Below are 21,201 nucleotides of genomic sequence, written 5' to 3'. Positions count from 1 at the left end.
TCTAAGCGCAAGCTCAGAGACTTAAGTTGCCAGAGATCAAGCATTCAGGCTTGAACAGCGATGAGGGCGGTCTAACAATGAGGGAGTCTCACCTGAGAATAGGGTGCGACCGACGCGCGGCGCGGGTCAGAAACCCGCGGCCCCCGCGATCCGCTCGGCTCCGAGAGTCGGAGTCAGCGTGCCCGAGAGCACTCCGGCCTCCACTTCGCGCCGTACCGCACGGACGGCCGGGTCCTCCTCGAGGCGATTGAGCATCGCCTCGCGCACCATGCTCCACATCCAGTCCACCTGCTGTTGCGCTCGGCGCCTCTCGAACTGTCCGGCGGCCGAAAGCGTCTCCCGGTGCCGCAGGATCGCCTCCCAGTACTCGTGAACGCCGGTGTTCTCCAGCGCGCTCATCGTCAGCACCGGCGGATGCCACAACACGTCGTGGGGATAGATCAGCCCCAGCGCATTGCGCAGTTCGCGGGCGGCGCCCCGCGCCTCGTTGATGTGTTTGCCGTCGGCCTTGTTGACGACCACGATCTCAGCGAGTTCGAGGACACCCTTCTTGATGCCCTGCAGCGAATCGCCCGTTCGCGCCAGAGTGAGGAAGGTGAACACGTCGACCATGTTCGCGACGCTCACCTCCGACTGCCCCACCCCGACCGTCTCGACGAGCACGACGTCATAGCCCGCCGCCTCGACGAGCACGATCGTCTCGCGCGTCGCCTTCGTCACGCCGCCGAGGGTCCCCGAACTCGGGGACGGGCGGATGTAGGCCTCCTCCGCCGCGGACAGCCGGCCCATCCGGGTCTTGTCACCGAGGATCGAACCGCCGGTGCGGGTGGACGAGGGGTCTACCGCCAGCACGGCGACCCGATGCCCCAACTCGATGAGATGCATGCCGAGGGCCTCGATGGTCGTCGACTTGCCGACACCGGGCACGCCCGTGATTCCCACGCGGAACGACTTGCCCGCGTGCGGCGTCAGGTTCAGCAGGAGTTGCTGTGCCGCCGCCCGGTGATCCGGCCGGGCCGATTCGACGAGCGTGATGGCGCGCGCCAATTGGGCTCGGTTTCCCGACAGGACGCCCTCGGTCAGCGCGTCGACGTCGATCCGGCGGCCCGCCGGGCGGTCGGCCCGGCGGGACTGCGCGTCGCTCATTCCGCTGCTGCAGCCAGTTCCAGGCCCAGCTGATCGGCCAGCTTCCGGATCAGATCCACCGCGCTGTCGGCGATGACCGTTCCCGGCGGGAAGATCGCCGCGGCCCCGGCCCGGTACAGCTCGTCGAAATCGCCCGGGGGAATGACGCCGCCGACGACGATCATGATGTCGTCACGGCCGACGTCGGCCAGTGCCTTCTTCAGCGCAGGCACCAGCGTGAGGTGGCCGGCCGCCAGGGACGAGACACCGACGACGTGCACGTCGTTGTCCGCGGCCTGGGCGGCGACCTCCTCCGGAGTGGCGAACAGCGGGCCCACGTCGACGTCGAAGCCGAGGTCGGCGAAGGCGGTGGCGATCACCTTCTGTCCGCGATCGTGGCCGTCCTGGCCCATCTTCGCGACCAGCACGCGGGGGCGTCGGCCCTCGGCCTCGGCGAAGGCGTCGACGACGGCCATCGCCTCATCGATGTTGCTCACGGATTCACCTGCCTCGTTGCGGTACACGCCGCTGATGGTCCGGATCTCCGCCTGGTGACGGCCGAAGACCTTCTCCATCGCATCGGAGATCTCGCCGCCGGTGGCCCCGTGGCGAGCGGCGTCGATGGCCAGCGCCATCAGGTTGTTGTCGAGGTCGCTGCCGCCGGGCTCGGCGGCCGCGCGCGTCAGGTTCGCCAGCGCCGCCTCCACGGCCGACGAGTCCCGCTCGGCGCGCAGCTTCTCGAGCTTGGCGAGCTGTTCGGCCCGTACCTTGGAGTTGTCGACCTTGAGGACCTCGATCTCCTCGTCCTCGTCGACGCGGTACTTGTTGACGCCGACGAGGGGCTGCTGCCCGGAGTCGATGCGCGCCTGCGTGCGTGCGGCGGCCTCCTCGATGCGCAGCTTCGGCAGACCCTCGTTGATGGCCTGCGTCATACCGCCGGCCTCTTCCACCTCGGCGATGTGTGCGCGCGCCTTCTCCGCCAGCTGGTGCGTGAGCCACTCGACGTAGTTGGAGCCGGCCCACGGGTCGATGGGCCGCGTGGTGCCCGACTCCTGCTGGAGCAGCAGCTGGGTGTTGCGGGCGATCCGTGCCGAGAAGTCGGTCGGCAACGCGATGGCCTCGTCGAGCGCGTTGGTGTGCAGCGACTGGGTGTGCCCCTGAGTCGCCGCCATCGCCTCGACACAGGTGCGTGCGACGTTGTTGAACACGTCCTGCGCGGTCAGCGACCAGCCGGAGGTCTGCGAGTGGGTACGCAGAGACAGGCTCTTGGCGTTGCGCGGCTCGAACTTCGCCACCAGCTCACTCCAGAGCAGGCGGGCGGCGCGGAGCTTGGCGACCTCCATGAAGAAGTTCATCCCGATGCCCCAGAAGAACGACAGCCGCGGAGCGAACTTGTCGATGTCCAGGCCCGCTTCCAGTCCCGCCCGGATGTACTCCACACCGTCGGCGAGGGTGTACGCGAGCTCCAGGTCGGCGGTCGCGCCGGCCTCCTGGATGTGATAGCCGGAGATGGAGATGGAGTTGAACTTCGGCATCTTGGCGCTGGTGTACGCGAAGATGTCCGAGATGATCCGCATCGAGGGCGTCGGCGGATAGATGTAGGTGTTGCGGACCATGAACTCTTTCAGAATGTCGTTCTGAATGGTTCCGGCCAGCTTCTCCGGCGGCACGCCTTGCTCTTCGGCGGCCACCACGTACAGCGCGAGGATCGGCAGCACGGCGCCGTTCATCGTCATCGACACCGACACATTGCCGAGGTCGATGCCGTCGAAGAGCTGGCGCATGTCGAGAATGGAGTCGATCGCCACGCCGGCCATGCCGACGTCACCGGCCACCCGGGGGTGGTCCGAATCGTATCCGCGGTGGGTCGCCAGGTCGAAGGCCACCGACAGACCCTTCTGGCCGGCGGCGAGATTGCGCCGGTAGAAGGCGTTCGACTCGGCGGCGGTCGAGAATCCCGCGTACTGGCGGATGGTCCACGGCTGGTTGACGTACATCGTCGGGTACGGGCCGCGGATGAAGGGCGCCGCACCCGGGATCGAATCGAGCGGGTAGCCGCCGTCCTCGGCGGCCGCGTCGCGGTCCGCGCGGGTGAACACCGGCTGCACGTCGATCTGCTCGGGCGTGCTCCAGGTGACCTGATCGGCCGTGTAGCCGTTGGCACGGGCGAGCGCCTCGGTCTGCGCCGCACCCGAACCCGCGGGCTCAACGGCGCGGTCGCCGGTCAGCGCGACATCGGCGAAGTTCGGAACTGTGTTGCTCATGCGGATACGCTCCCGCCGTCGGTCAGGTGGTCGAGAAGTTCGGTGAGGGTCGCGACCGCGTCGATGCCCACTCGCAGCGAGCCGTCACACCGGTCGGCGGCCTCCGGCCACTCACGATCGGGTCCGGCCAGCAACACGCGGTCGATTCCCGCCGCACGCGCCGCGGCCAGAGCCGCGGGACCGTCGCTCGCGTATCGCTTGGCCGTGCCGCACAGAACGGCGACCGTGGCGGCGTTCTCCGCAGCGAGGCCGGCGATCTGGTCGGGTTCGATCGGACCCGGATTGACTGCCGAGATCCCGCCGGCTGCAAGCAGATTCGCGACGAAAGTGGTGCGGCCGTTGTGCTCGGCGACACTTCCGAGCGGAAGCAGCAGGACGCTCGGGCGCGTCCGCTCCGCGTCGGCCCGGTCGCGGAGCGCCTCGAACTGTCGCGCCACGCGAGCGAGCTTCGGCGTCGCCGTCGCGAGGTCGACGGTCTGCGCCGTGCCCGCCGGGCGGGCGGCCTCGTCCAGGTTCGGAAACTCGCTGACACCGGTGAGCGGCGCTGCGCGGTGCGCGACTCGCAGGTCGCGTGCTGCGAGGGACTCGGCGATCTGCTCGCCGATCCACCCGTCGGACAGGGCCGTCTGGTACCCGCCCCGGCGTTCGACCTCCGTGAAGACGTCCCATGCCGACGCGGCGAGATCGGCGGTGAGCGACTCGACGTACCACGAGCCACCCGCCGGATCGAGAACACGGCCGAGGTTCGACTCCTCGAGCAGAAGCAGCTGGGTGTTGCGGGCGATCCGGTGGGAGAAGGACGCGCTGGAGGACCGTTCGCCCGCCGGAAGCGCGGCGTCGTAGCCGAGGACGGTCACCTGGTCGGCGCCGCCGACGCCGGCACCGAACGCCGCGACGGTGGATCGCAGCATGTTGACCCACGGGTCGCGCTGCGTCAGCATCGCCAGGTCGGTCACCGCGTGGGTCACGGCGGCACCGGCGTCCGGTTCGCCGAGCACGTCGGCCACCCGAGCCCACACGGTGCGCAGTGCCCGCAACTTGGCGATGCCGGCGAACTGGTCGTCGTCGACCGAGACCCCGAAGCTGATCTGTCCGAGCGCCTCGGCCCGGCTGCGGCCGGCCGCGACAAGGTCGCGGACATGTGCCACGGCCGCGGCCACCGAGAGCCCGAGTTCCTGCGGGTTGTTCGCTCCCGCCTGACTGAAGTCGGTGCCGTCGACCCGGAAGGCGCGTACTCCTTCCGGAGCGTCGGCGGCCAGCGCGGTCGCGGCGTCGACGTCGACGGTGGCCCGTTCGGAGAACTGCGCCGTGTACGGCGACAGCCCCAGGCTCTGCACGTTCGCGATCGTGGAGGGCGCGGCCTGCGGCGCCACGGGTGCCGCGACGCGAGCTTCCAGATACGCCCGAGCCGCCTCGATCCCCTCGGCGCCGGCGTCCAGGGTCACCGGCATCAGGTCGAGGTACACGCCGCGCAGTGCCGTGGCGATCCCGTCGGCGCCGATGCCGCCGTCCACCTTGAGCCACAGCCCGCTGGTCCCATTGCCCGCGGCGTCGAGAATCTGCTCGTTGACTTCCTCGGCGCTGCCGCCCTCGTCGCCGAAACGCTCGGTCACCCGCCAGCCGACGTTGACGTCGCGCACCGGATCGGCGCCGCGCACGAACGGGAACTGTCCGGGCAGTCCCGACTCGGCGACCTCGTCCTTCCGGGTGTAGAGCGGGCGGACCACGGTGCCGTCGCCCGTCGTGGTGGACAGCAGGGCCTCCGCGGTGTCGGGGAGTTCATCCGCCGAGACCTTGCGTGCCTTCGCCAGCACACCGGCGGCCGCTTCGGACCATTCGTCGTACGCCTGCCGCAGCGCGTCGGCGCCGCGCGGCGCCGCGGGGTCGTCACTTGCCGTCATCGGCTCGCCTACCTCCAAAGCTCGACCATCTGAAGTTTCGTCGTAGGGAACGATAACCGATCAAACGCTCGGGCGAACCTGGGGGATGTGATCTGACCCGTAAACTACTCCCTCGTGCGCATCAATTCACCGCGGTCCGCCGCTCCGGTCGAACAGCCGGTGTCCCTCGATGGCACGACCGCCGAGGCGCGCCGGGACCGGCCGGCCCGCAGGCGGACGGATGTCACCCGGACAGCGCTGATCCGCGGCGGGATCGTGATGGCCGCGGTGGTGGCGATACTGGTCGCCGCGTACTTCATCCCACTGCCGTCGATAGCGACCGCGCGCGCCTGGTCCGAATCGCTCGGGCCGTGGTTTCCGGCGCTGTTCTTCCTCGCCTACGCGGTGGTCCCGATCGGTCCGGTTCCCCGGACGGCGTTCACCGTGACGGCGGGTGTGCTGTTCGCGCCGGCTCTCGCCTTCGCCGGAGCGACGGTGTCGTCGACGATCGCCGCCGTCGCCGCCTTCCTGCTCGCGCGGCGGCTGGGACGGGAACGGATCCGCCCGTACCTGCGCCATCCGGTGATCGCCACCGTGGAGTATCGCCTCGAGCGCCGCGGCTGGCTGGCGGTCGGGTCTCTGCGCCTGATCGCGGTGTGTCCTTTCTCACTGCTCAACTACCTCTCGGGGCTGTCGAGCATCCGACTCCTCCCCTACACGGCCGCGACCGTGATCGGGATGACTCCGGGCAACGCGGCCCTGATCTTCCTCGGCAATGCACTGACCGGCGAAGGCAGCCCGATCAGCCTGGTCTTCTCCGCGGTGCTGTTCTCTATCGGTGTCATCGGGTTGATCGTCGACACCCGCATGCCCGTCAACGGGTCACAATCAAGCAAAAACACTTGATTCTCCCAGTTTCAAGCCTTTATGCTTGATGGATTCGTCGCGCGCCCACGCCAAGCGGACTCACTCGGGAGGTGACCGTGTTCGTTCTGACCGCAGATCAACGGGGCAGCCGTACCGGACGCGATCGGGTGCCCGAGGTGCTCGCCCGCTCCGGCCCGGGCATGATCCGACCGTTCGAGCGGACCGCGGGCGATGAAGTGCAAGCGGTGTTCGACTCCCCCGGTCACTTGGCTGTGCTCGCCGTCGACCTCGCCGCCTCGGGCGACTGGAGCGTCGGCATCGGGGTGGGCACCCTGGAGGCTCCGCTGCCGCCGCAGACACGCGCGGGGCGCGGGCAGGCCTTCCTCGACGCCCGTGACGCCGTGGAGGCGGCGAAGAAGAACCGCTGGCATCTGTGCGTTCGCGGGGTCTCGCCGTGGTGCGATCATGCCCAGACCGCCGCGTGGCTCCTGCTCGACGTCCTGCTCGACCGCTCCGAGGCCGGCCGCGAGGCGGTGTCCCTGGTCGCGGCCGGGTCGAGCCAGTCCGCGGCGGCGGATGCCCTGGGCATTTCGCCGCAGGCCATGTCGCTGCGACTGCGGCATGCGCGCTGGGATGTGCAGCGTCCGGCGGAGGAGCTGTTCCGCCGACTGCTTCAGACCGCAGACGGCGTCAGCCCGCTGCCGGAGGTGAGTGAATGATCGCGATCATCGTCCTGCTACTGCTCGCGATCGCGGTGTCCGCGGGCACCTCGCTGGTTCGGCGCCGCCTCGTCGACGACCCCGAACGGTCCGACTCCGCCGTGCTGGCGACCGATGTGATCGCGGCGGCGGCGAGCGCGGCGCTCATCGCCGCGGCTGCCGTCGTCGCCGCGGTCGGCGCGCCGTCGTCCGGCGCCGGGCTGGTCGCCGTCCACGTCGTGGCGGTGATCGCCGCGGCGACCACCGGATCGAGCGCGGTCCGCGTCGTGCTGGCGCTCGGCGGGATCCCGACCCGGGCCGACAACCACGACGACGAACCCGAGGCACCGCTGCGCGGCGGCCGGATCATCGGCATGCTCGAACGCACGGCGGTGGCGGCGTCGCTGCTTCTCGCGTGGCCCGCCGGCATCGGGATCATCCTCGCGGTGAAGAGCCTGGCCCGGTTCTCCGAACTCCGCGCTCCGCGTGCCAGCGAACAGTTCATTCTCGGCACGTTCGCCTCTGTGCTGTGGGCGGCGGCGTTCGCGGGAGTCGGCTGGCTGGCGGGCGTCTGAGCGGTCAGCCGGCGCGGAACCGGTAATCGGCGATCAGTGTGTTCACCGCCGCCGACCGCGCTCGGCGCGCCAGCGCCGACAGACCGCGCAACCGCTCGTCGGCGGTCGCCAACTGCGATCCGGAGTCGCCCAGTTCCCCCGTTCCCGTCAACGACACGATCGCGTCGATCTGTGCGGCGCTCGCCAGCACCCGGTCGACACGGGGGTTGTCGTGCGGCGGCAGATCGATGGTCGACGCCGAGACCCGAGCGGCCAGCGCATCGCGCAGGTCGGCCGGCGAACCACGCCTGCCGCCGAGTGCGGCGATCGAGGTCGCGGCCTCGGCGACCGCGCTGCGCAGTTCGTACTCGACCTCCCCCAGCGGGCTGTCGGAGAGCAACGCCCCGACCGCCACGTCACGGTCGTAGCGCATCGACTGCCATCGGCAACGCTCGGCCGTGCCGATCGGGACGAGCGCGAGCGCACGCATCGCTCCGGCGGCGGGCGTACTGGGACCTTCGGGTTCGCGGTCGTCGATCAGAATCACCTCACCCGCCGCCATCGCGGCATCGGTGGGGCGTCCCGGCGGCAGTCCCTGGGCATCTCCGGGCGCGGGCAGTCGCACGCACATCGCGTTGGCGCCCGACACCGCGCCGAGCAGGTCGAGGATGTCGCCTCCGGGGTCGAGCTCGTGCACCTGCGCGTAGTCGTGAAGGGTGTGCAGGACGTCGTCGGCCGAGCAGCGGCCGGCCTCACGCGCGGCCGCCCACACCGCCAACGCGCTCGCCGGCCACGACCGCAGCATCAGGGAGGAACTGGTCATCCAAGCCAGAATACTCGGCGACTCGGCGGTCACCGGAGCGTCGCGCCCGCCGATCCCGACGCCGGCCCCTACCCTTGGAATCCGTGTTCGATGATCGATACGGCCGCGACGTGCTGTCCTCGCCCCGCAAGACCAAGCCGAAGGCCCCCGAAGTGGCCGCCGAGCGCGATCTGGTGGTCGAAGACGCGGCGACCGGATTCTGCGGCGCCGTGGTGGGTCTGGAGAAGAGTCACGCCGGCGACATGGTCCGGCTCGAGGATCGCCGCGGGCGGACCCGCGTGTTTCACATGTATCCGGCCGCATTCCTCATCGACGGCAAGCCGGTGACTCTGGTCCGGCCTCGCGGGCGCGGCCCGGTCCAGCCCACGCGGACCGCCTCCGGCTCGCGCGCGGCGCCCAAGCAACGGGCCCGCACAGCGCGCTCCAGCCGCATCTTCGTGGAGGGGGTGCACGACGCCACGCTCCTGGAACGGGTCTGGGGCGACGACCTCCGGGGCGAGGGCGTCGTCGTGATCAGTCTCGACGGCCTCGACAACCTCGACGACGCGCTGGCCGACTTCGAGCCCGCACCGCATCGAAGGGCCGGTGTGCTGGTCGACCATCTGGTCGCCGGCACGAAGGAGGCCAAGCTGACCGCTGAGGTGGGTCCGCACGTCCTCGTCTGCGGCCACCCCTACGTGGATGTCTGGCAGGCCGTGAAGCCCGCGTCCGTCGGCATCGACGCCTGGCCGGTGATCCCGATGGGCACGGACTGGAAGACCGGCATCTGTTCCGAACTCGGCTGGGGCACACCGCAAGACGGTTGGCGGCGCGTTCTGGCGGGCGTGTCGAGTTTCCGGGATCTGGAAGTCCCGCTGCTGCGCAGCGTGGAAGAGCTGATCGACTTCGTGACGGTGGATCCGAGCTAGCCGGACATCACGGCCGGCTGCTCGGCCGCCGCGCGGGAACACAGCAGTCGGGCCGGCACAGCGCACCGTTGTCGCCACAGCCCATCGCGGTGACGTCTCCCCCGCCGTCCGCATACCGCTCGATCAGGTCGACGATCATCGAGAGGAAGACGGGGTCGGTGCCGACCGTCGGTACGCGCACGTATCCCATGCCGAGCTCGGCTGCCAGTTCCCTGGCCTCGGAGTCCAGATCCCAGATCACCTCGAGGTGATCGGAGACGAAGCCGATCGGCATCACCGCCACATCGGTGACGCCGCTCTCGCGCAGCTCTCGCAGATGATCGCAGATGTCCGGCTCCAGCCACGGCACCTGCGGCGGACCGGATCGCGACTGCCACACCACGTCGTACTCCTGCAGGCCCACCGAGTGCGCCACCGCCGCGGCGGCGGCCTTCACCTGCAGCGAGTACAGGTGTCCGCCCTCGGCCGCGGGCCCGGCGTTCCGGTCGGCGGCCGCAGGAATCGAATGCGCGGTGAACACCACGCGTGGCGCCGTGCCGAAGGAACCCAGGGCCGTGCGCAGCGCATTCGCCGAGGCCTCGATGAACTTCGGCTCGGCGCTGAACTGCGGCAGCTTCCGCAGTACCAGCCCGGAGTCGTCCAGCCCCGTCGCCGACAGCGCTCCCGCGATGTCCTCGTGGTACTGCCGGCAGCCCGAATACCCGCCCCACGCCGAGGTGGGGAACACGAGTACCCGCCGGTGCCCGTCGTCGTACATCCGGCGGGTGGTGTCGGCGACGAGCGGATGCCAGTTGCGGTTGCCGAAGTAGATCGGCAGGTCCCGGCCACGTCGCCCCAGCTCGGCGCGCAGCGCCTCGATCATGTCGAGGTTGAGACGGTTGATCGGCGAGACCCCGCCGAAGTGCAGGTAGTGCTCCACCACCTCGTCGAGGCGTTCGCGCGGCACGCCGCGGCCGCGCGTGACGTTCTCGAGGAAGGGCCGCACATCCGCCGGCTTCTCCGGCCCGCCGAACGACAGGAACAGCAGCGCATCGAATGCGCCGCCGTCCTCCGATCCGTGCATCTCAGCCGAGGAAGTTCTCGGGGAACCAGGTGTTGTGGCTGGCTCCGCCGTCGACGTAGATGATCGATCCCGTGGTGCCCGGGAGGAAGTCCGACAGCACGGCGCACACACTGGTGCCGACCACGCCCGGGTCGTCGACGTTCCAGCCGATCGGCGAGGCTCCGTCCCAGTACTCGTTGAGCATGTTGAGCTTGCGCGCATCGTCGGTCGCGGTGCCGGAGATGGCCTTGGCCGCCAGCGTCTTGATCGGTCCGGCCGCCACGAGATTGGATCGGATGCGCTTGGCCTCCCCCACCTCGCGCGCCACGTAGCGGTTCACCGATTCGAGGGCGGCCTTCGCAACGCCCATCCAGTTGTAATCGGGCAGTGCCGTGCGCGGATCGAAGTCCATGCCGACGATCGAGCCGCCCTCGTTCATCACCGGCAGCGCGGCGCGGGCGAGCGAGGCATAGCTCCACGCGGAGATCTCGAACGACTTCGCGACGTCCGGGCCCGGCCCCTCGAGGAAGGGCAGCGCATCCGGGCCCATGAGCGTCTTGGGCGCGAACGCGATCGAGTGCACGAGACCGTCGATCCCCTGGGGCGCGAGCTCGCGCACCTTGTCGGCGAGGGCCCCGAGGCTCTCCTCGTCGGTGACGTCGAGCGGGATGGCCGGCGGCACCTCCTGCGGCAGCCGCTTGGCGATCCGGTCGATGAGGCGCAGCCGCTCGGGGATGCCCGTGATGATCACGGTGGCACCCTGCTCCTGGGCGACCTTGGCGGTGTGGAAGGCGATCGATGCATCGGTGATGATGCCGGTCACCAGAATGGTCTTGCCTGCGAGGATTCCGCTCACGAAAAGCTCCTGTGGGGGGTGAGTGAAGAAGTGTGGAAGGCGGCGCCGGTACCCGGCTCGTCAGTGGCCCATGCCCATGCCGCCGTCGACCGGGATGACCGCACCGGTGATGTATCCGCCCTGATCGGACGCCAGGAAGCTGATGGCCGCCGCGACATCCTCGGGCTTGCCGGTCCGGCCCAGCGGAATGGCCTGCTTGGCCATCTCGATGTACCGGTCCTCCATCGCGGCGGTCATGTCGGTCTCGATGAATCCGGGAGCGACGACGTTCGCGGTGATGTTCCGCGACCCGAGTTCGCGCGCGATGGAGCGAGCCAGGCCGATCAGGCCGGCCTTCGACGCCGCATAGTTGGCCTGTCCCGGGATGCCGGAGGTGGCCACCACCGAGCCGAGGAAGATCATGCGACCGAACCGCGCGCGCTGCATCCCCTTGGTCGCGACCTTCGCGCAGCGGAAGGCACCGGTCAGATTGGCGTCGATGACCTTCTCGAAGCTCTCTTCGCTGAGCCGCATGAGCAGCATGTTGTCGGTGATGCCCGCATTCGCGACCAGCACCTCCACCGGCCCCTGATGCTCAGCGACCTCGGCGAAGGCCCGCTCCACCGACTCGGTGTCGGTCACATCGCACTGCACGCCGAACAGGCCCTCGGGCGCCCCCGAGCCGCGGTGGGTCACCGCCACCTTGTGCCCGTCGGCGGCCAGACGCTGCGCGACGGCCAAGCCGATGCCGCGGTTGCCGCCGGTGACGAGCACCGAGCGCGGGGTCTGGGCGGGAATCGATGAATGCTCTGCCATGGTTGATCAACCTATCTCAGGGGAGGCGCCGGTTCAGGAGCAGGGCGGCGAATGTGCCTGCGACCGCCAGCAGCGTGCCCGCGATCAGCCAGGGCCTCGAATTGTCGCCGCGTTCACGCTCGTAACCGATCTGTTTCTGCAGCGTGGAGTACACCTTGTTCAGTTCGTCGAGGCTCGAGGCGGTGAAGAACTCGCCGCCGGAGAGGTTCGCGATCTTCCGCAGCGATTCGTCGTCGACCGGGACCGGCACCCGCTCCACGCCTCCGCCGGGAGTTTCGAGATCGACGGTGCCGGTCAGGGTTCCGAAGGAGATGGTCGACACCGGAATGCCCTCCTCCTTGGCCTTGCGCGCGGCGGTGAAGCCGCCCCGGGGGTCGTCCGGGCTCTCGGGGACGGTCTGCTTGCCGTCGGAGAGGAGGACGATCCGTGCCGGTGGAGCACCCTCGGGCCCGCCCAGCACCGCGTTCAGTGTCTGGATCTGCTGCAGCGCCGCGAAGATGCCTTCTCCGGTCGCCGTCTTGTCAGCGAGTTTGAGCCGGTCCAGCGCGTTCTTGGTCGCGGCGTGGTCGGGTGTCGGCGAGACGAGGGTCGACGCCGTGCCCGCGAACGAGATGAGCCCGAGATTGACTCCGTCGGTGAGTTCGTCGGCGAACCGTTTACCTGCGGCCTGAGCCGCTTTGAGCCGCGACGGCGCCACATCGGTGGACTTCATCGAATTCGACACGTCGACGACGAGCATGACCGTCGCACGGTTGCGCGGCACGTCGCGCTCGGCCATCGGTCCGGCCATCGCGATCGTCAGCAGCACCAGACCGGTCAGCAGCACCGCGACCGGCACATGGCGGAAGCGGTCCTGGTTCTTCGGAGTCACCGACCGCAGGAGGTCGAGGTTCGCGAAGGCGAGCGCCCGCGCCCGCCGCCGTCGCATCACGTAGACATAGGCGACGATCAACGCGACCACCAGCAGCGTGGAGAACAGCCACCAGGGGTGGGCGAACAGATCGCTCATCAACGCACCCCCGCCGCCATCGTCCGGCGGCGCATGCCGACGAAGCGGACGGTGTCGGCGATCCAGTCACGGTCGCTGCGCAGGGACAGCACCGGGCCGCCCGCGCTGCGGAAGGTCCGCAGCACCTCGGCCCGGTGTTCGGCGGCGGCCCGCGCGTAGTCGGCCCGCACCTGCGCGGTGACGTCGACGTCGACCACCTCACCGGATTCGGCGTCCCGGAGCGTCACCGGTCCCACCGGCGGCAACTCCACATCACGCGGGTCGAGCACCTCCACGCCCAGCAGGTCGTGATGCGCGCCGATCGCGCGCAGCGAGCGGGCCCAGTCGATCTCGCCGAGGAAGTCGCTCACGACCACCGCCAGTCCGCGCCTGCGCAACGGGCGGCGCAACGCCTCCAGTCCGGTGTTCAGATCGCCGCGCACTCCCGGAGCGCTCCGCCGAGTGGTCGCGATCGCCTTCAGCAGGGCCTGGTCGTGAGCGCGGCCGGCACGAGCCGGTATCCGCACCACGTCGTCGCCCGTCACGATGATCGCGCCGTGCCGATTACCGCCACCCGCCGTCAGATGCACGATCGCGGCCGCCGCGGCGATCGCGATGTCGCGTTTGGCCCGCCCGACGGTCCCGAAGTCGAGGCTGGCCGAGGCGTCGACCACGAACCACGTCTCCAACTCCCGGTCGGCGATCATCTGCCGTACATGCGGAGTACCGGTGCGGGCTGTCACCGACCACTCCATCCGCCGGATGTCGTCGCCGGGCTGATACTCGCGCGCCTCGCCCGGTTCGGATCCCGGTCCGGGGATCAGGCCCAGATGCTCGCCCTGCAGCACACCGTCGAGCTTGCGCCGGACGGTGAGCTCGAGAGACTTCAGCGAAGCCGTCAACTCGGGGTCGGTCAGTGTTCCCGCCGCGAACGACGGCAGCCCGTCAGTGGCCGGCATTGCCCGGCTGAACCGTCGGCGACTGCTGGGCGGCCGGGGCCTGCGCCGCGGGAGCCTGCGGACCCGACTGCTGCTGGACGTGCGCCTGCTGCACGGGCTGCTGCGCCGCATGCGGCTGCTGGACCGGCGGGCTCTGGACCGGCTGGGCCGGCGCCGCGGAGACCTGCGGGAGACCGATGGTCTGCAGCACCCGAGTGATGATGTGATCGGGCGTCACCTCGTCCGCCAGCGCGTCGTACGACAGCACGAGGCGATGCCGCAGGACGTCGGGAATCACCTCGACGACATCCTGCGGGATCACGTAGTCGCGCCCGTGGATCAGCGCGAGGGCGCGAGCGGCGGCGACGATGCCGAGCGTCGCGCGCGGGGACGCACCGTAGGCCAGCCACTGGTCGACCTCGCCGAGCCCGACCTCCGCGGGCCGCCGGGTGGCGTTGATGACCCGGACCACGTAGTCGACGAGCGCATGATGAACGAAGACGTTGGCCGCGAGCTGCTGCAGTCGGATGGTCGCCGCCGGGTCGAGGATCTGCGACGCCGTCGGCGGGACGTTGCCCATCCGATAGACGATCTCGCGCTCCTCCTCCACCGACGGGTAGTCGACGAGGACCTTGAACAGGAAGCGGTCGCGCTGCGCCTCCGGCAGCGGATAGACGCCCTCGTTCTCGATGGGGTTCTGCGTCGCCATCACCAGGAACGGATCGGGCATGGGGTAGGTGGAGCCGCCGATCGACACGTGCCGCTCGGCCATCACCTCGAGCAGCGCCGACTGCACCTTGGCCGGGGCGCGGTTGATCTCGTCGGCCAAGACGAAGTTGGCGTCCACCGGGCCGAGCTCGGTGTCGAATTCCTCGCGTCCCTGCCGGTAGATGCGGGTACCGATCAGGTCGGAGGGCACCAGGTCGGGAGTGAACTGCACGCGGGAGAAGCTGCCGCCGATCACCGTGGCGAAGGTCTCGACCGCCAGCGTCTTCGCGACGCCGGGCACCCCCTCGAGCAGGATGTGGCCGCGGGCCAGCAGACCGGTGAGGATGCGCTCGACCAGCTTGTCCTGGCCGACGATCACCCGCTTGACCTCGAACAGAGCGCGTTCGATCAGTTTCGCGTCTTCCGGGGTGAAAGACAGTGTCCCGGCGGCGGATCCCTCCGTCGCCGCGCCGCTGCGGTCCTGTCCGCTGCTGCCTGTTGAAGTCAAGCCGATGCTCCTACCGGTCGAGGCCTGCGATGTACCGACACCCACACTAGCGGGGCGGGGAGTATCGGGACCGCGCACGTGTCAGAGGAGCCGGACCACGTACGGCATGGCGCCCGCGGTCCGCACCGGCGAGATCTTCACGACGTCGCCGGACTGCGGCGCCTCGATCATGGTCCCGTCACCGAGGATGAGCGCCACGTGCTGGCTGGCGTTGGGCCCGTAGAAGATCATGTCGCCGCGCCGCATCTGCGACAGCGGCACCTGCGGTCCCGAGGTGTACTGGTAGCCGGTGTAGTGCGGAAGGTCGATGCCCACTCCCGCGAAGCCGTAGATCATCAGACCCGAGCAGTCGAAGCCGACCTTGCGGTAATCGCCGTAGCTGTCGGCGACGCCGCCGTCGCGGATGCCGAGGGTGGGGCCGTTCGCGTCGCCGCCGCCCCAGGCGTACGTGACGCCCAGCTGCGACTTCATCCGGTTGACCACGAGTTCGACGGCCGCCGGGCCGCGCAGCCCGGGCTGCGAGGGCCCTCCGCCACCGCCGGGGACCCCGGACTCGGGATTGGTCAGCAGCGGACCGAGCGAGCCGTTCTGGAGTCGGCCGTAGGTGCTGTCCTGGCCCTCACCGAACGGATACGACCCGCCGATGCCGAGCAGATCGAACAGTTCCGAATGCGGAATCTGGAGTTTGCCGATGGCGCCGGCCAACAGCGCCTGACCGGTCTCCATCGCGAGCTTCGCGGCCGCCTGGGCGGCCTGGGCCACCAGATCATCGCCCTCCACGGGCTTGGCCGGAATGCGGTCGAGCACCTTGCCCGCCACGTCGGCGACGGTGCCCGGCGAGGCCTGGGCGTCCACCTCGCTCTTGGGGGCCGACTTGCGCAGCTTCTCGAGCTTCGACGCCAGCGACGTGCGCTGGGAGACCAATTCGTTGCGTTTGGTCTGCTGAGTGCGGACCGCGTCCTGGGCGGCCTTGACCGCGGCGATCGCCTCATCGCGCCGGGCCGACGCGTCCTTGGCGGCCATCGCCGTCTGCTGGCGGGTGGCCTCGGTGGCCGCCACCCGGTTGGCCTGCTGGTTGCGTGCCACCTGGAGTTTGCGGATGGTCGCCTGCTGCTGTCGCGTGACTTGGTCGACGGCAGACATCTGGTCCAGGACCTTCTCCGGATCGTCGGACGCGACGTACTTGGTCATCGCCCCGCGATTGTTGCCCTGCCGGTACACCGACCGGACGAAGGCGTCGAAGTCCTTCTGCGCAGCCTCGACCTTCGCGCTCACCTCGCCGAGCGAGTCCTTGGCGCTTCGGCTGGCCGCGGCTGCGACCTGCTGAGCCGCGAGCGCGTTCTGGAAGTCCACCAGCGTGCGGTTGACGTTCTCCTGCTTCGCCGCGACCGCGCTCGCGAGGTCGGACAGATTCTGATCGACGTCGGCGATCTGGTTGATCAGCGATGCCACGGGATTGGCGTTGTTGGGGTCACCGAGGGCCGGACCGGCTCCGAGAACGCTCACGAGCATCACGGCACCCACGGTGGTACCTCGCGCCGCCCAACGTGCGCCGTTCTTAGCTGGCTTCAAGTCGAGAACTCCCTCGCAACATCTATCCCCCGTGCACCATAAAGTGTCTTCTGCACCGTACGTCACATCAGTCCCTGTGAGAACCTGAAGCCCTGAATTACAAATAGGTGATTACCTGCGGAAACACGCGTCATCAGCGCAAAGACGGAACCTTAGAGTCCTGTCACAGTTGGATAACGCACGAATCGTGACGCGTCAGAAGAAAAGCGGCGTCCGCGACGAGCGCGGGCGCCGGACGGCGGGACCCCGAGGGGTCAGTCGGTCCCGGCCGGACGGCGGCCGTCAGGATCCTCGTCGCCCTCCGCAGTCGCCGGGCCGGAGGCGTCGCCGTTCTGCCCGACTGCGGCCGGCTCGGCCGTCGTCCGCCGGCGCTTCATCCGCCAGCGGGCGATCACCGCGCCGATCACCACGAGGACGATGAGGCCGATGGTGACGCCGTTCCAGTTCACGTTGGGATCGACGGCCTTGTGGTACATCTGTGCGGCGGCCTGGGAGGCCGTGGCCCCCTTGGAGACGTCGTTCGAGGCGTCTTCGAGCTGAACTCGGCTGAACTCGTCGGACGCGGTGCCGCTGCCGGACGGGCCGAAGACCAGCACCGTCCCGCCGACCTCCGACTGCAGGTGGGTCGCGATGTCCCGGTAGGCGGTGAACTTCGGGTACGACTGGTCCAGTACCACCACGTGCAGGCTGTGCCCGTCGGCCGCCGCCTGCTTCACCAGCTGCTTGAGCGCGGGCTGCTGGTCGGCGGGGGCCCACACTCCGGAGCCGGTGAGCGCGTCGGTGATCGCAGCCATGTCGAGGTTCGACCACACGTCGGCCGGCGGCTGGGACGCGGGCTCGGCGAGAACGAACGCGGATGGGCCCGGATTCATCAGATGTGGCTCCCTGAACGGTTGCTGACTCGACATGGCGGGGTGCGCGCAGAAGCCGGCTGGCCGCTGGCGACGGGTGGCACTCGGCGCCCAGGATACGACAGCCGCACGCCGATACGGCCGAGCGACCCGTACTGCCCAACCAGTACGCGCGTACTGCTATGCTGGAGAGGTAGCACCGCGGCCGCAGCCCGCCGCATGCTGCGACGCTTCTGACGAACTCCCGTCGGCGCAGCCCGTCGGCGGAACTTGCACGAAACGAGTGGAGCACACGTGAGCATCAATTCCTTTGACTCCCGCGGCACCCTGCAGGTCGGTGAGAACTCCTACGAGATCTTCCGCCTGTCGGCAGTGCCCGGCACCGAGAAGCTGCCGTACGCGCTGAAGGTCCTCGCCGAGAACCTCCTGCGCACCGAAGACGGCGCCAACATCACCGAAGATCACATCAACGCCCTCGCGAACTGGGATCCGTCGGCCGACCCGAGCATCGAGATCCAGTTCACCCCGGCCCGCGTCCTGATGCAGGACTTCACCGGTGTGCCCTGCGTGGTCGACCTCGCCACCATGCGCGAGGCCATCACCGCCCTCGGCGGCGACCCCAACAAGGTGAACCCGCTCTCCCCCGCCGAGATGGTCATCGACCACTCGGTGATCCTCGACGTCTTCGGCCGCGCCGACGCATTCGAGCGCAACGTGGAACTCGAGTACGAGCGCAACGGCGAGCGTTACCAGTTCCTCCGCTGGGGCCAGGGCGCCTTCGACGACTTCAAGGTGGTGCCCCCGGGCACCGGCATCGTGCACCAGGTCAACATCGAGTACCTCGCCCGCTCGATCATGGTCCGGAACGGCCAGGCGTACCCCGACACCTGCGTCGGCACCGACTCGCACACCACGATGGAGAACGGCCTGGGCGTCCTGGGCTGGGGCGTCGGCGGCATCGAGGCCGAGGCCGCGATGCTCGGCCAGCCGGTCTCCATGCTGATCCCGCGCGTCGTCGGCTTCAAGCTGACCGGCGAGATCAAGCCGGGTGTCACCGCCACCGACGTGGTGCTCACCGTGACCGACATGCTCCGTCAGCACGGTGTGGTCGGCAAGTTCGTCGAGTTCTACGGCAAGGGCGTCGCCGAGGTCCCCCTCGCCAACCGCGCCACCCTGGGCAACATGAGCCCCGAGTTCGGTTCCACCTGCGCGATCTTCCCGATCGACTCCGAGACCATCAACTACCTGCGCCTGACCGGCCGCGACGACGACCAGCTCGCGCTGGTCGAGGCCTACGCCAAGGAACAGGGCATGTGGCACGACCCTGACCACGAGCCGGCCTACTCCGAGTACCTGGAGCTGGACCTGGGCACCGTGGTCCCGTCGATCGCCGGCCCGAAGCGTCCGCAGGACCGCATCCTGCTGTCGGAGTCGAAGGTGGCCTTCCGCAAGGACATCCACAACTACGTCGAAGAGCAGCATCCCGCCGCGCACACGCAGCTCGACGAGGCCGTCGAGGAGTCGTTCCCGGCGTCCGATCCGGCCGCGCTGTCCTTCGCCGACGACGGAGCGGTGAAGGTCCAGTCGGCGGCCAACGGCGCCGAGGGACGCCCGAGCAAGCCGATCAAGATCGTCAGCGAGGAGCGCGGCGAGTTCGTCCTCGATCACGGCGCCGTCGCCGTCGCGGGCATCACCTCGTGCACCAACACCTCGAACCCGTCGGTCATGATCGGCGCCGGCCTCCTCGCCCGCAACGCGGTCGAGAAGGGTCTCACCAGCAAGCCGTGGGTCAAGACCAACATGGCCCCCGGTTCGCAGGTCGTCACCGACTACTACGAGAAGGCCGGCCTGTGGCCGTACCTCGAGAAGCTCGGCTTCTACCTCGGCGGTTACGGCTGCACCACGTGCATCGGCAACACCGGTCCGCTGCCGGAGGAGATCAGCAAGGCGGTCAACGACAACGATCTGACCGTCACCGCGGTCCTCTCGGGCAACCGCAACTTCGAGGGACGCATCTCCCCCGACGTGAAGATGAACTACCTGGCGTCGCCGCCGCTGGTCATCGCCTACGCGCTCGCGGGCACCATGGACTTCGACTTCGAGACCCAGCCGCTCGGCCAGGACACCGACGGCAACGACGTCTTCCTGAAGGACATCTGGCCGTCGGCCCAGGAGATCGACGACACCATCAAGACCGCCATCAGCCAGGACATGTTCCGCAAGTCCTACGCCGACGTCTTCGCGGGCGACGAGCGGTGGCGCGGACTGAGCACGCCGGAGGGCGACACCTTCGCGTGGGACGAGAAGTCCACCTACGTTCGCAAGGCACCGTACTTCGACGGCATGACCCCCGAGCCGGCGCCGGTCGAGGACATCAAGGGCGCCCGCGTCCTGGCGCTGCTGGGCGACTCGGTCACCACCGACCACATCAGCCCGGCCGGACCCATCAAGCCCGGCACCCCCGCCGCGCAGTACCTCGACGCCAACGGTGTGGCCCGCAAGGACTACAACTCGCTGGGCAGCCGTCGCGGCAACCACGAGGTGATGATCCGCGGCACCTTCGCGAACATCCGCCTGCAGAACCAGCTGCTGGACGGCGTCTCGGGCGGTTACACCCGTGACTTCACCCAGGAGGGCGGTCCGCAGTCGTTCATCTACGACGCCTCGGTCAACTACAAGAAGGCCGGCATCCCGCTGGTCGTCCTCGGCGGCAAGGAGTACGGCTCCGGCAGCTCGCGCGACTGGGCGGCGAAGGGCACGGTGCTGCTGGGTGTCAAGGCCGTCATCACCGAGTCGTTCGAGCGCATCCACCGCTCCAACCTCATCGGCATGGGCGTGGTCCCGCTGCAGTTCCCGGAGGGCGAGAGCGCCAAGACGCTGGGACTGGACGGCACCGAGGTCTTCGACATCGAGGGCATCACTGCGCTCAACGAGGGCGTGACCCCGAAGACGCTGAAGGTCACCGCGACCAAGGAGAACGGCGACAAGGTCGTCTTCGACGCCGTGGTGCGCATCGACACGCCCGGTGAGGCCGACTACTACCGCAACGGCGGCATCCTGCAGTACGTCCTGCGGAACATGATCAAGAGCTGATTCATGCCACGGGTCAGCGATGACCGTCTTGCCGCGCGTCGTCGAGAGATCCTCGACGGCGCGCGGCATTGTTTCGCCGAATACGGTTACGACGGAGCGACGGTCAAACGTCTCGAAGAGGCGACCGGCCTCTCCCGCGGTGCGATCTTCCACCACTTCAAGGACAAGGAAGCCCTGTTCTTGGCGCTGGCACGCGAAGACGCGGAGCGGATGGCCGAGGTCGCCTCGCACGAGGGTCTGGTCCAGGTGATGCGCGACATCCTCGCGCGGCCGAAGGACTTCGACTGGCTGAGCACGCGGCTGGAGATCGTGCGGAAGATCCGCACCGATCCCGGCTTCCGTGAGGCCTGGGAGGCGCAGAGCGCCGACCGCGAGGCCGCCACCCTCGCCCGCCTGGAGCGCAAGCGCCGTGCGGGCAGTCTCCGCAAGGACGTCCCCCCGGAGGTGCTCGTCACCTACCTGGACGTCATCCTCGACGGCCTGGTCACACGGTTGGCCTCGGGTCAGTCGACCGACGATCTGCATGCCGTCCTCGACCTCGTCGAGGCCTCGGTCCGCGTACCCGCGGGCGAGTGACCGGCGCAACGGGCCCGGACCTTCGACCGCCGAAGGTCCGGGCCCGTTGCTGTGCGCGGCCGTGGTGCTCATGACGTCCGTGCCCGTCGCGCCGACGGGCGTAATCGGCGGTACTCGGCACCCCCGACGTGTCCCATCTCACGCATGGGCTAGCC

At 69.1% G+C, this 21,201-nt stretch carries 18 protein-coding genes; 6 read left to right on the top strand and 12 right to left on the bottom strand.

All coding sequences use genetic code 11. The annotated features are described in order from the left end of the window. Nucleotides 1-126: 126 nt before the first annotated feature. Genes meaB through ABFX36_RS14570 form a run of 3 tightly spaced genes read right to left on the bottom strand, consistent with a single transcriptional unit; the run spans nucleotide 127 to nucleotide 5,290 of the window. Nucleotides 127-1,146, bottom strand: a complete 1,020-nt coding sequence (meaB, locus tag ABFX36_RS14580; protein ID WP_045540132.1) for a methylmalonyl Co-A mutase-associated GTPase MeaB — start codon at nucleotides 1,144-1,146, stop codon at nucleotides 127-129. Continuing rightward, entirely contained in the window at nucleotides 1,143-3,389 is a 2,247-nt protein-coding gene (gene scpA, locus ABFX36_RS14575) for a methylmalonyl-CoA mutase (RefSeq protein ID WP_045540130.1), read from the bottom strand. Before scpA ends, meaB begins: the two co-directional genes overlap by 4 nt. Further along, nucleotides 3,386-5,290, bottom strand: coding sequence for a methylmalonyl-CoA mutase family protein (locus tag ABFX36_RS14570; protein ID WP_045540128.1), 1,905 nt, complete (start codon nucleotides 5,288-5,290; stop codon nucleotides 3,386-3,388). The genes scpA and ABFX36_RS14570 overlap by 4 nt, the downstream gene beginning before the upstream one ends. 114 nt (nucleotides 5,291-5,404) lie before the next feature. On the opposite strand from ABFX36_RS14570, the gene ABFX36_RS14565 reads away from it, so the two are divergent. The 3 genes from ABFX36_RS14565 to ABFX36_RS14555 all read left to right on the top strand — a co-directional run bounded on the left by ABFX36_RS14565 (nucleotide 5,405) and on the right by ABFX36_RS14555 (nucleotide 7,409). Beyond that, nucleotides 5,405-6,175, top strand: coding sequence for a TVP38/TMEM64 family protein (locus tag ABFX36_RS14565; RefSeq protein WP_006894898.1), 771 nt, complete (start codon nucleotides 5,405-5,407; stop codon nucleotides 6,173-6,175). Nucleotides 6,176-6,252: 77 nt separating this feature from the next. Beyond that, nucleotides 6,253-6,855 carry a hypothetical protein gene (locus tag ABFX36_RS14560; protein WP_045540133.1) on the top strand — a complete coding sequence of 201 codons (603 nt, stop codon included), beginning with the start codon at nucleotides 6,253-6,255 and terminating at the stop codon, nucleotides 6,853-6,855. Next, nucleotides 6,852-7,409 carry a hypothetical protein gene (locus ABFX36_RS14555; RefSeq protein ID WP_346076952.1) on the top strand — a complete coding sequence of 186 codons (558 nt, stop codon included), beginning with the start codon at nucleotides 6,852-6,854 and terminating at the stop codon, nucleotides 7,407-7,409. Before ABFX36_RS14560 ends, ABFX36_RS14555 begins: the two co-directional genes overlap by 4 nt. Before the next feature lie 4 nt (nucleotides 7,410-7,413). Here ABFX36_RS14555 and ABFX36_RS14550 read toward each other — a convergent pair whose 3' ends face one another. Continuing rightward, nucleotides 7,414-8,211 (bottom strand): hypothetical protein, encoded by a 798-nt coding sequence (locus ABFX36_RS14550; protein ID WP_045539278.1) that lies wholly within the window; start codon nucleotides 8,209-8,211, stop codon nucleotides 7,414-7,416. 83 nt (nucleotides 8,212-8,294) lie between these two features. Here ABFX36_RS14550 and ABFX36_RS14545 point away from each other — a divergent pair, with 83 nt between their 5' ends. Beyond that, on the top strand, nucleotides 8,295-9,119 hold the full coding sequence (locus tag ABFX36_RS14545; RefSeq protein WP_045539274.1) for a DUF3097 domain-containing protein: 825 nt from the start codon (nucleotides 8,295-8,297) through the stop codon (nucleotides 9,117-9,119). A gap of 7 nt (nucleotides 9,120-9,126) precedes the next feature. Here ABFX36_RS14545 and ABFX36_RS14540 read toward each other — a convergent pair whose 3' ends face one another. From ABFX36_RS14540 to ABFX36_RS14505, 8 genes are all read right to left on the bottom strand, one after another. Beyond that, on the bottom strand, nucleotides 9,127-10,182 hold the full coding sequence (locus ABFX36_RS14540) for a ferrochelatase (RefSeq protein ID WP_045539272.1): 1,056 nt from the start codon (nucleotides 10,180-10,182) through the stop codon (nucleotides 9,127-9,129). Between the two features lies 1 nt (nucleotide 10,183). Further along, on the bottom strand, nucleotides 10,184-11,017 hold the full coding sequence (inhA, locus tag ABFX36_RS14535) for an NADH-dependent enoyl-ACP reductase InhA (RefSeq protein ID WP_006894888.1): 834 nt from the start codon (nucleotides 11,015-11,017) through the stop codon (nucleotides 10,184-10,186). Between the two features lie 60 nt (nucleotides 11,018-11,077). Further along, a complete protein-coding gene (fabG1, locus tag ABFX36_RS14530) occupies nucleotides 11,078-11,812 on the bottom strand; it encodes a 3-oxoacyl-ACP reductase FabG1 (protein WP_006894887.1) in 735 nt (244 codons plus the stop codon). Between the two features lie 16 nt (nucleotides 11,813-11,828). After that, entirely contained in the window at nucleotides 11,829-12,821 is a 993-nt protein-coding gene (locus ABFX36_RS14525; RefSeq protein ID WP_006894886.1) for a VWA domain-containing protein, read from the bottom strand. Continuing rightward, complete coding sequence (locus ABFX36_RS14520; protein ID WP_006894885.1) at nucleotides 12,821-13,759, bottom strand: DUF58 domain-containing protein; 939 nt, start codon at nucleotides 13,757-13,759, stop codon at nucleotides 12,821-12,823. The genes ABFX36_RS14525 and ABFX36_RS14520 overlap by 1 nt, the downstream gene beginning before the upstream one ends. Next, on the bottom strand, nucleotides 13,746-14,885 hold the full coding sequence (locus ABFX36_RS14515) for an AAA family ATPase (RefSeq protein ID WP_051999593.1): 1,140 nt from the start codon (nucleotides 14,883-14,885) through the stop codon (nucleotides 13,746-13,748). The genes ABFX36_RS14520 and ABFX36_RS14515 overlap by 14 nt, the downstream gene beginning before the upstream one ends. 150 nt (nucleotides 14,886-15,035) lie before the next feature. Next, complete coding sequence (locus tag ABFX36_RS14510) at nucleotides 15,036-16,466, bottom strand: NlpC/P60 family protein (RefSeq protein WP_081598057.1); 1,431 nt, start codon at nucleotides 16,464-16,466, stop codon at nucleotides 15,036-15,038. 314 nt (nucleotides 16,467-16,780) lie between these two features. After that, nucleotides 16,781-17,398: an Rv1476 family membrane protein gene (locus tag ABFX36_RS14505; RefSeq protein ID WP_062367492.1), complete on the bottom strand. Its 618-nt coding sequence runs from the start codon at nucleotides 17,396-17,398 to the stop codon at nucleotides 16,781-16,783. Nucleotides 17,399-17,671: 273 nt separating this feature from the next. Here ABFX36_RS14505 and acnA point away from each other — a divergent pair, with 273 nt between their 5' ends. Next, on the top strand, nucleotides 17,672-20,470 hold the full coding sequence (gene acnA / locus ABFX36_RS14500) for an aconitate hydratase AcnA (RefSeq protein ID WP_006894881.1): 2,799 nt from the start codon (nucleotides 17,672-17,674) through the stop codon (nucleotides 20,468-20,470). 3 nt (nucleotides 20,471-20,473) lie between these two features. Next, entirely contained in the window at nucleotides 20,474-21,046 is a 573-nt protein-coding gene (locus ABFX36_RS14495) for a TetR/AcrR family transcriptional regulator (RefSeq protein WP_006894880.1), read from the top strand. Nucleotides 21,047-21,201 lie beyond the last annotated feature (155 nt).

This window comes from Gordonia cholesterolivorans (assembly GCF_039531975.1).
Taxonomy (GTDB): Bacteria; Actinomycetota; Actinomycetes; order Mycobacteriales; family Mycobacteriaceae; genus Gordonia; species Gordonia sihwensis.
This window is presented reverse-complemented; position numbering and strand designations above follow the sequence as displayed.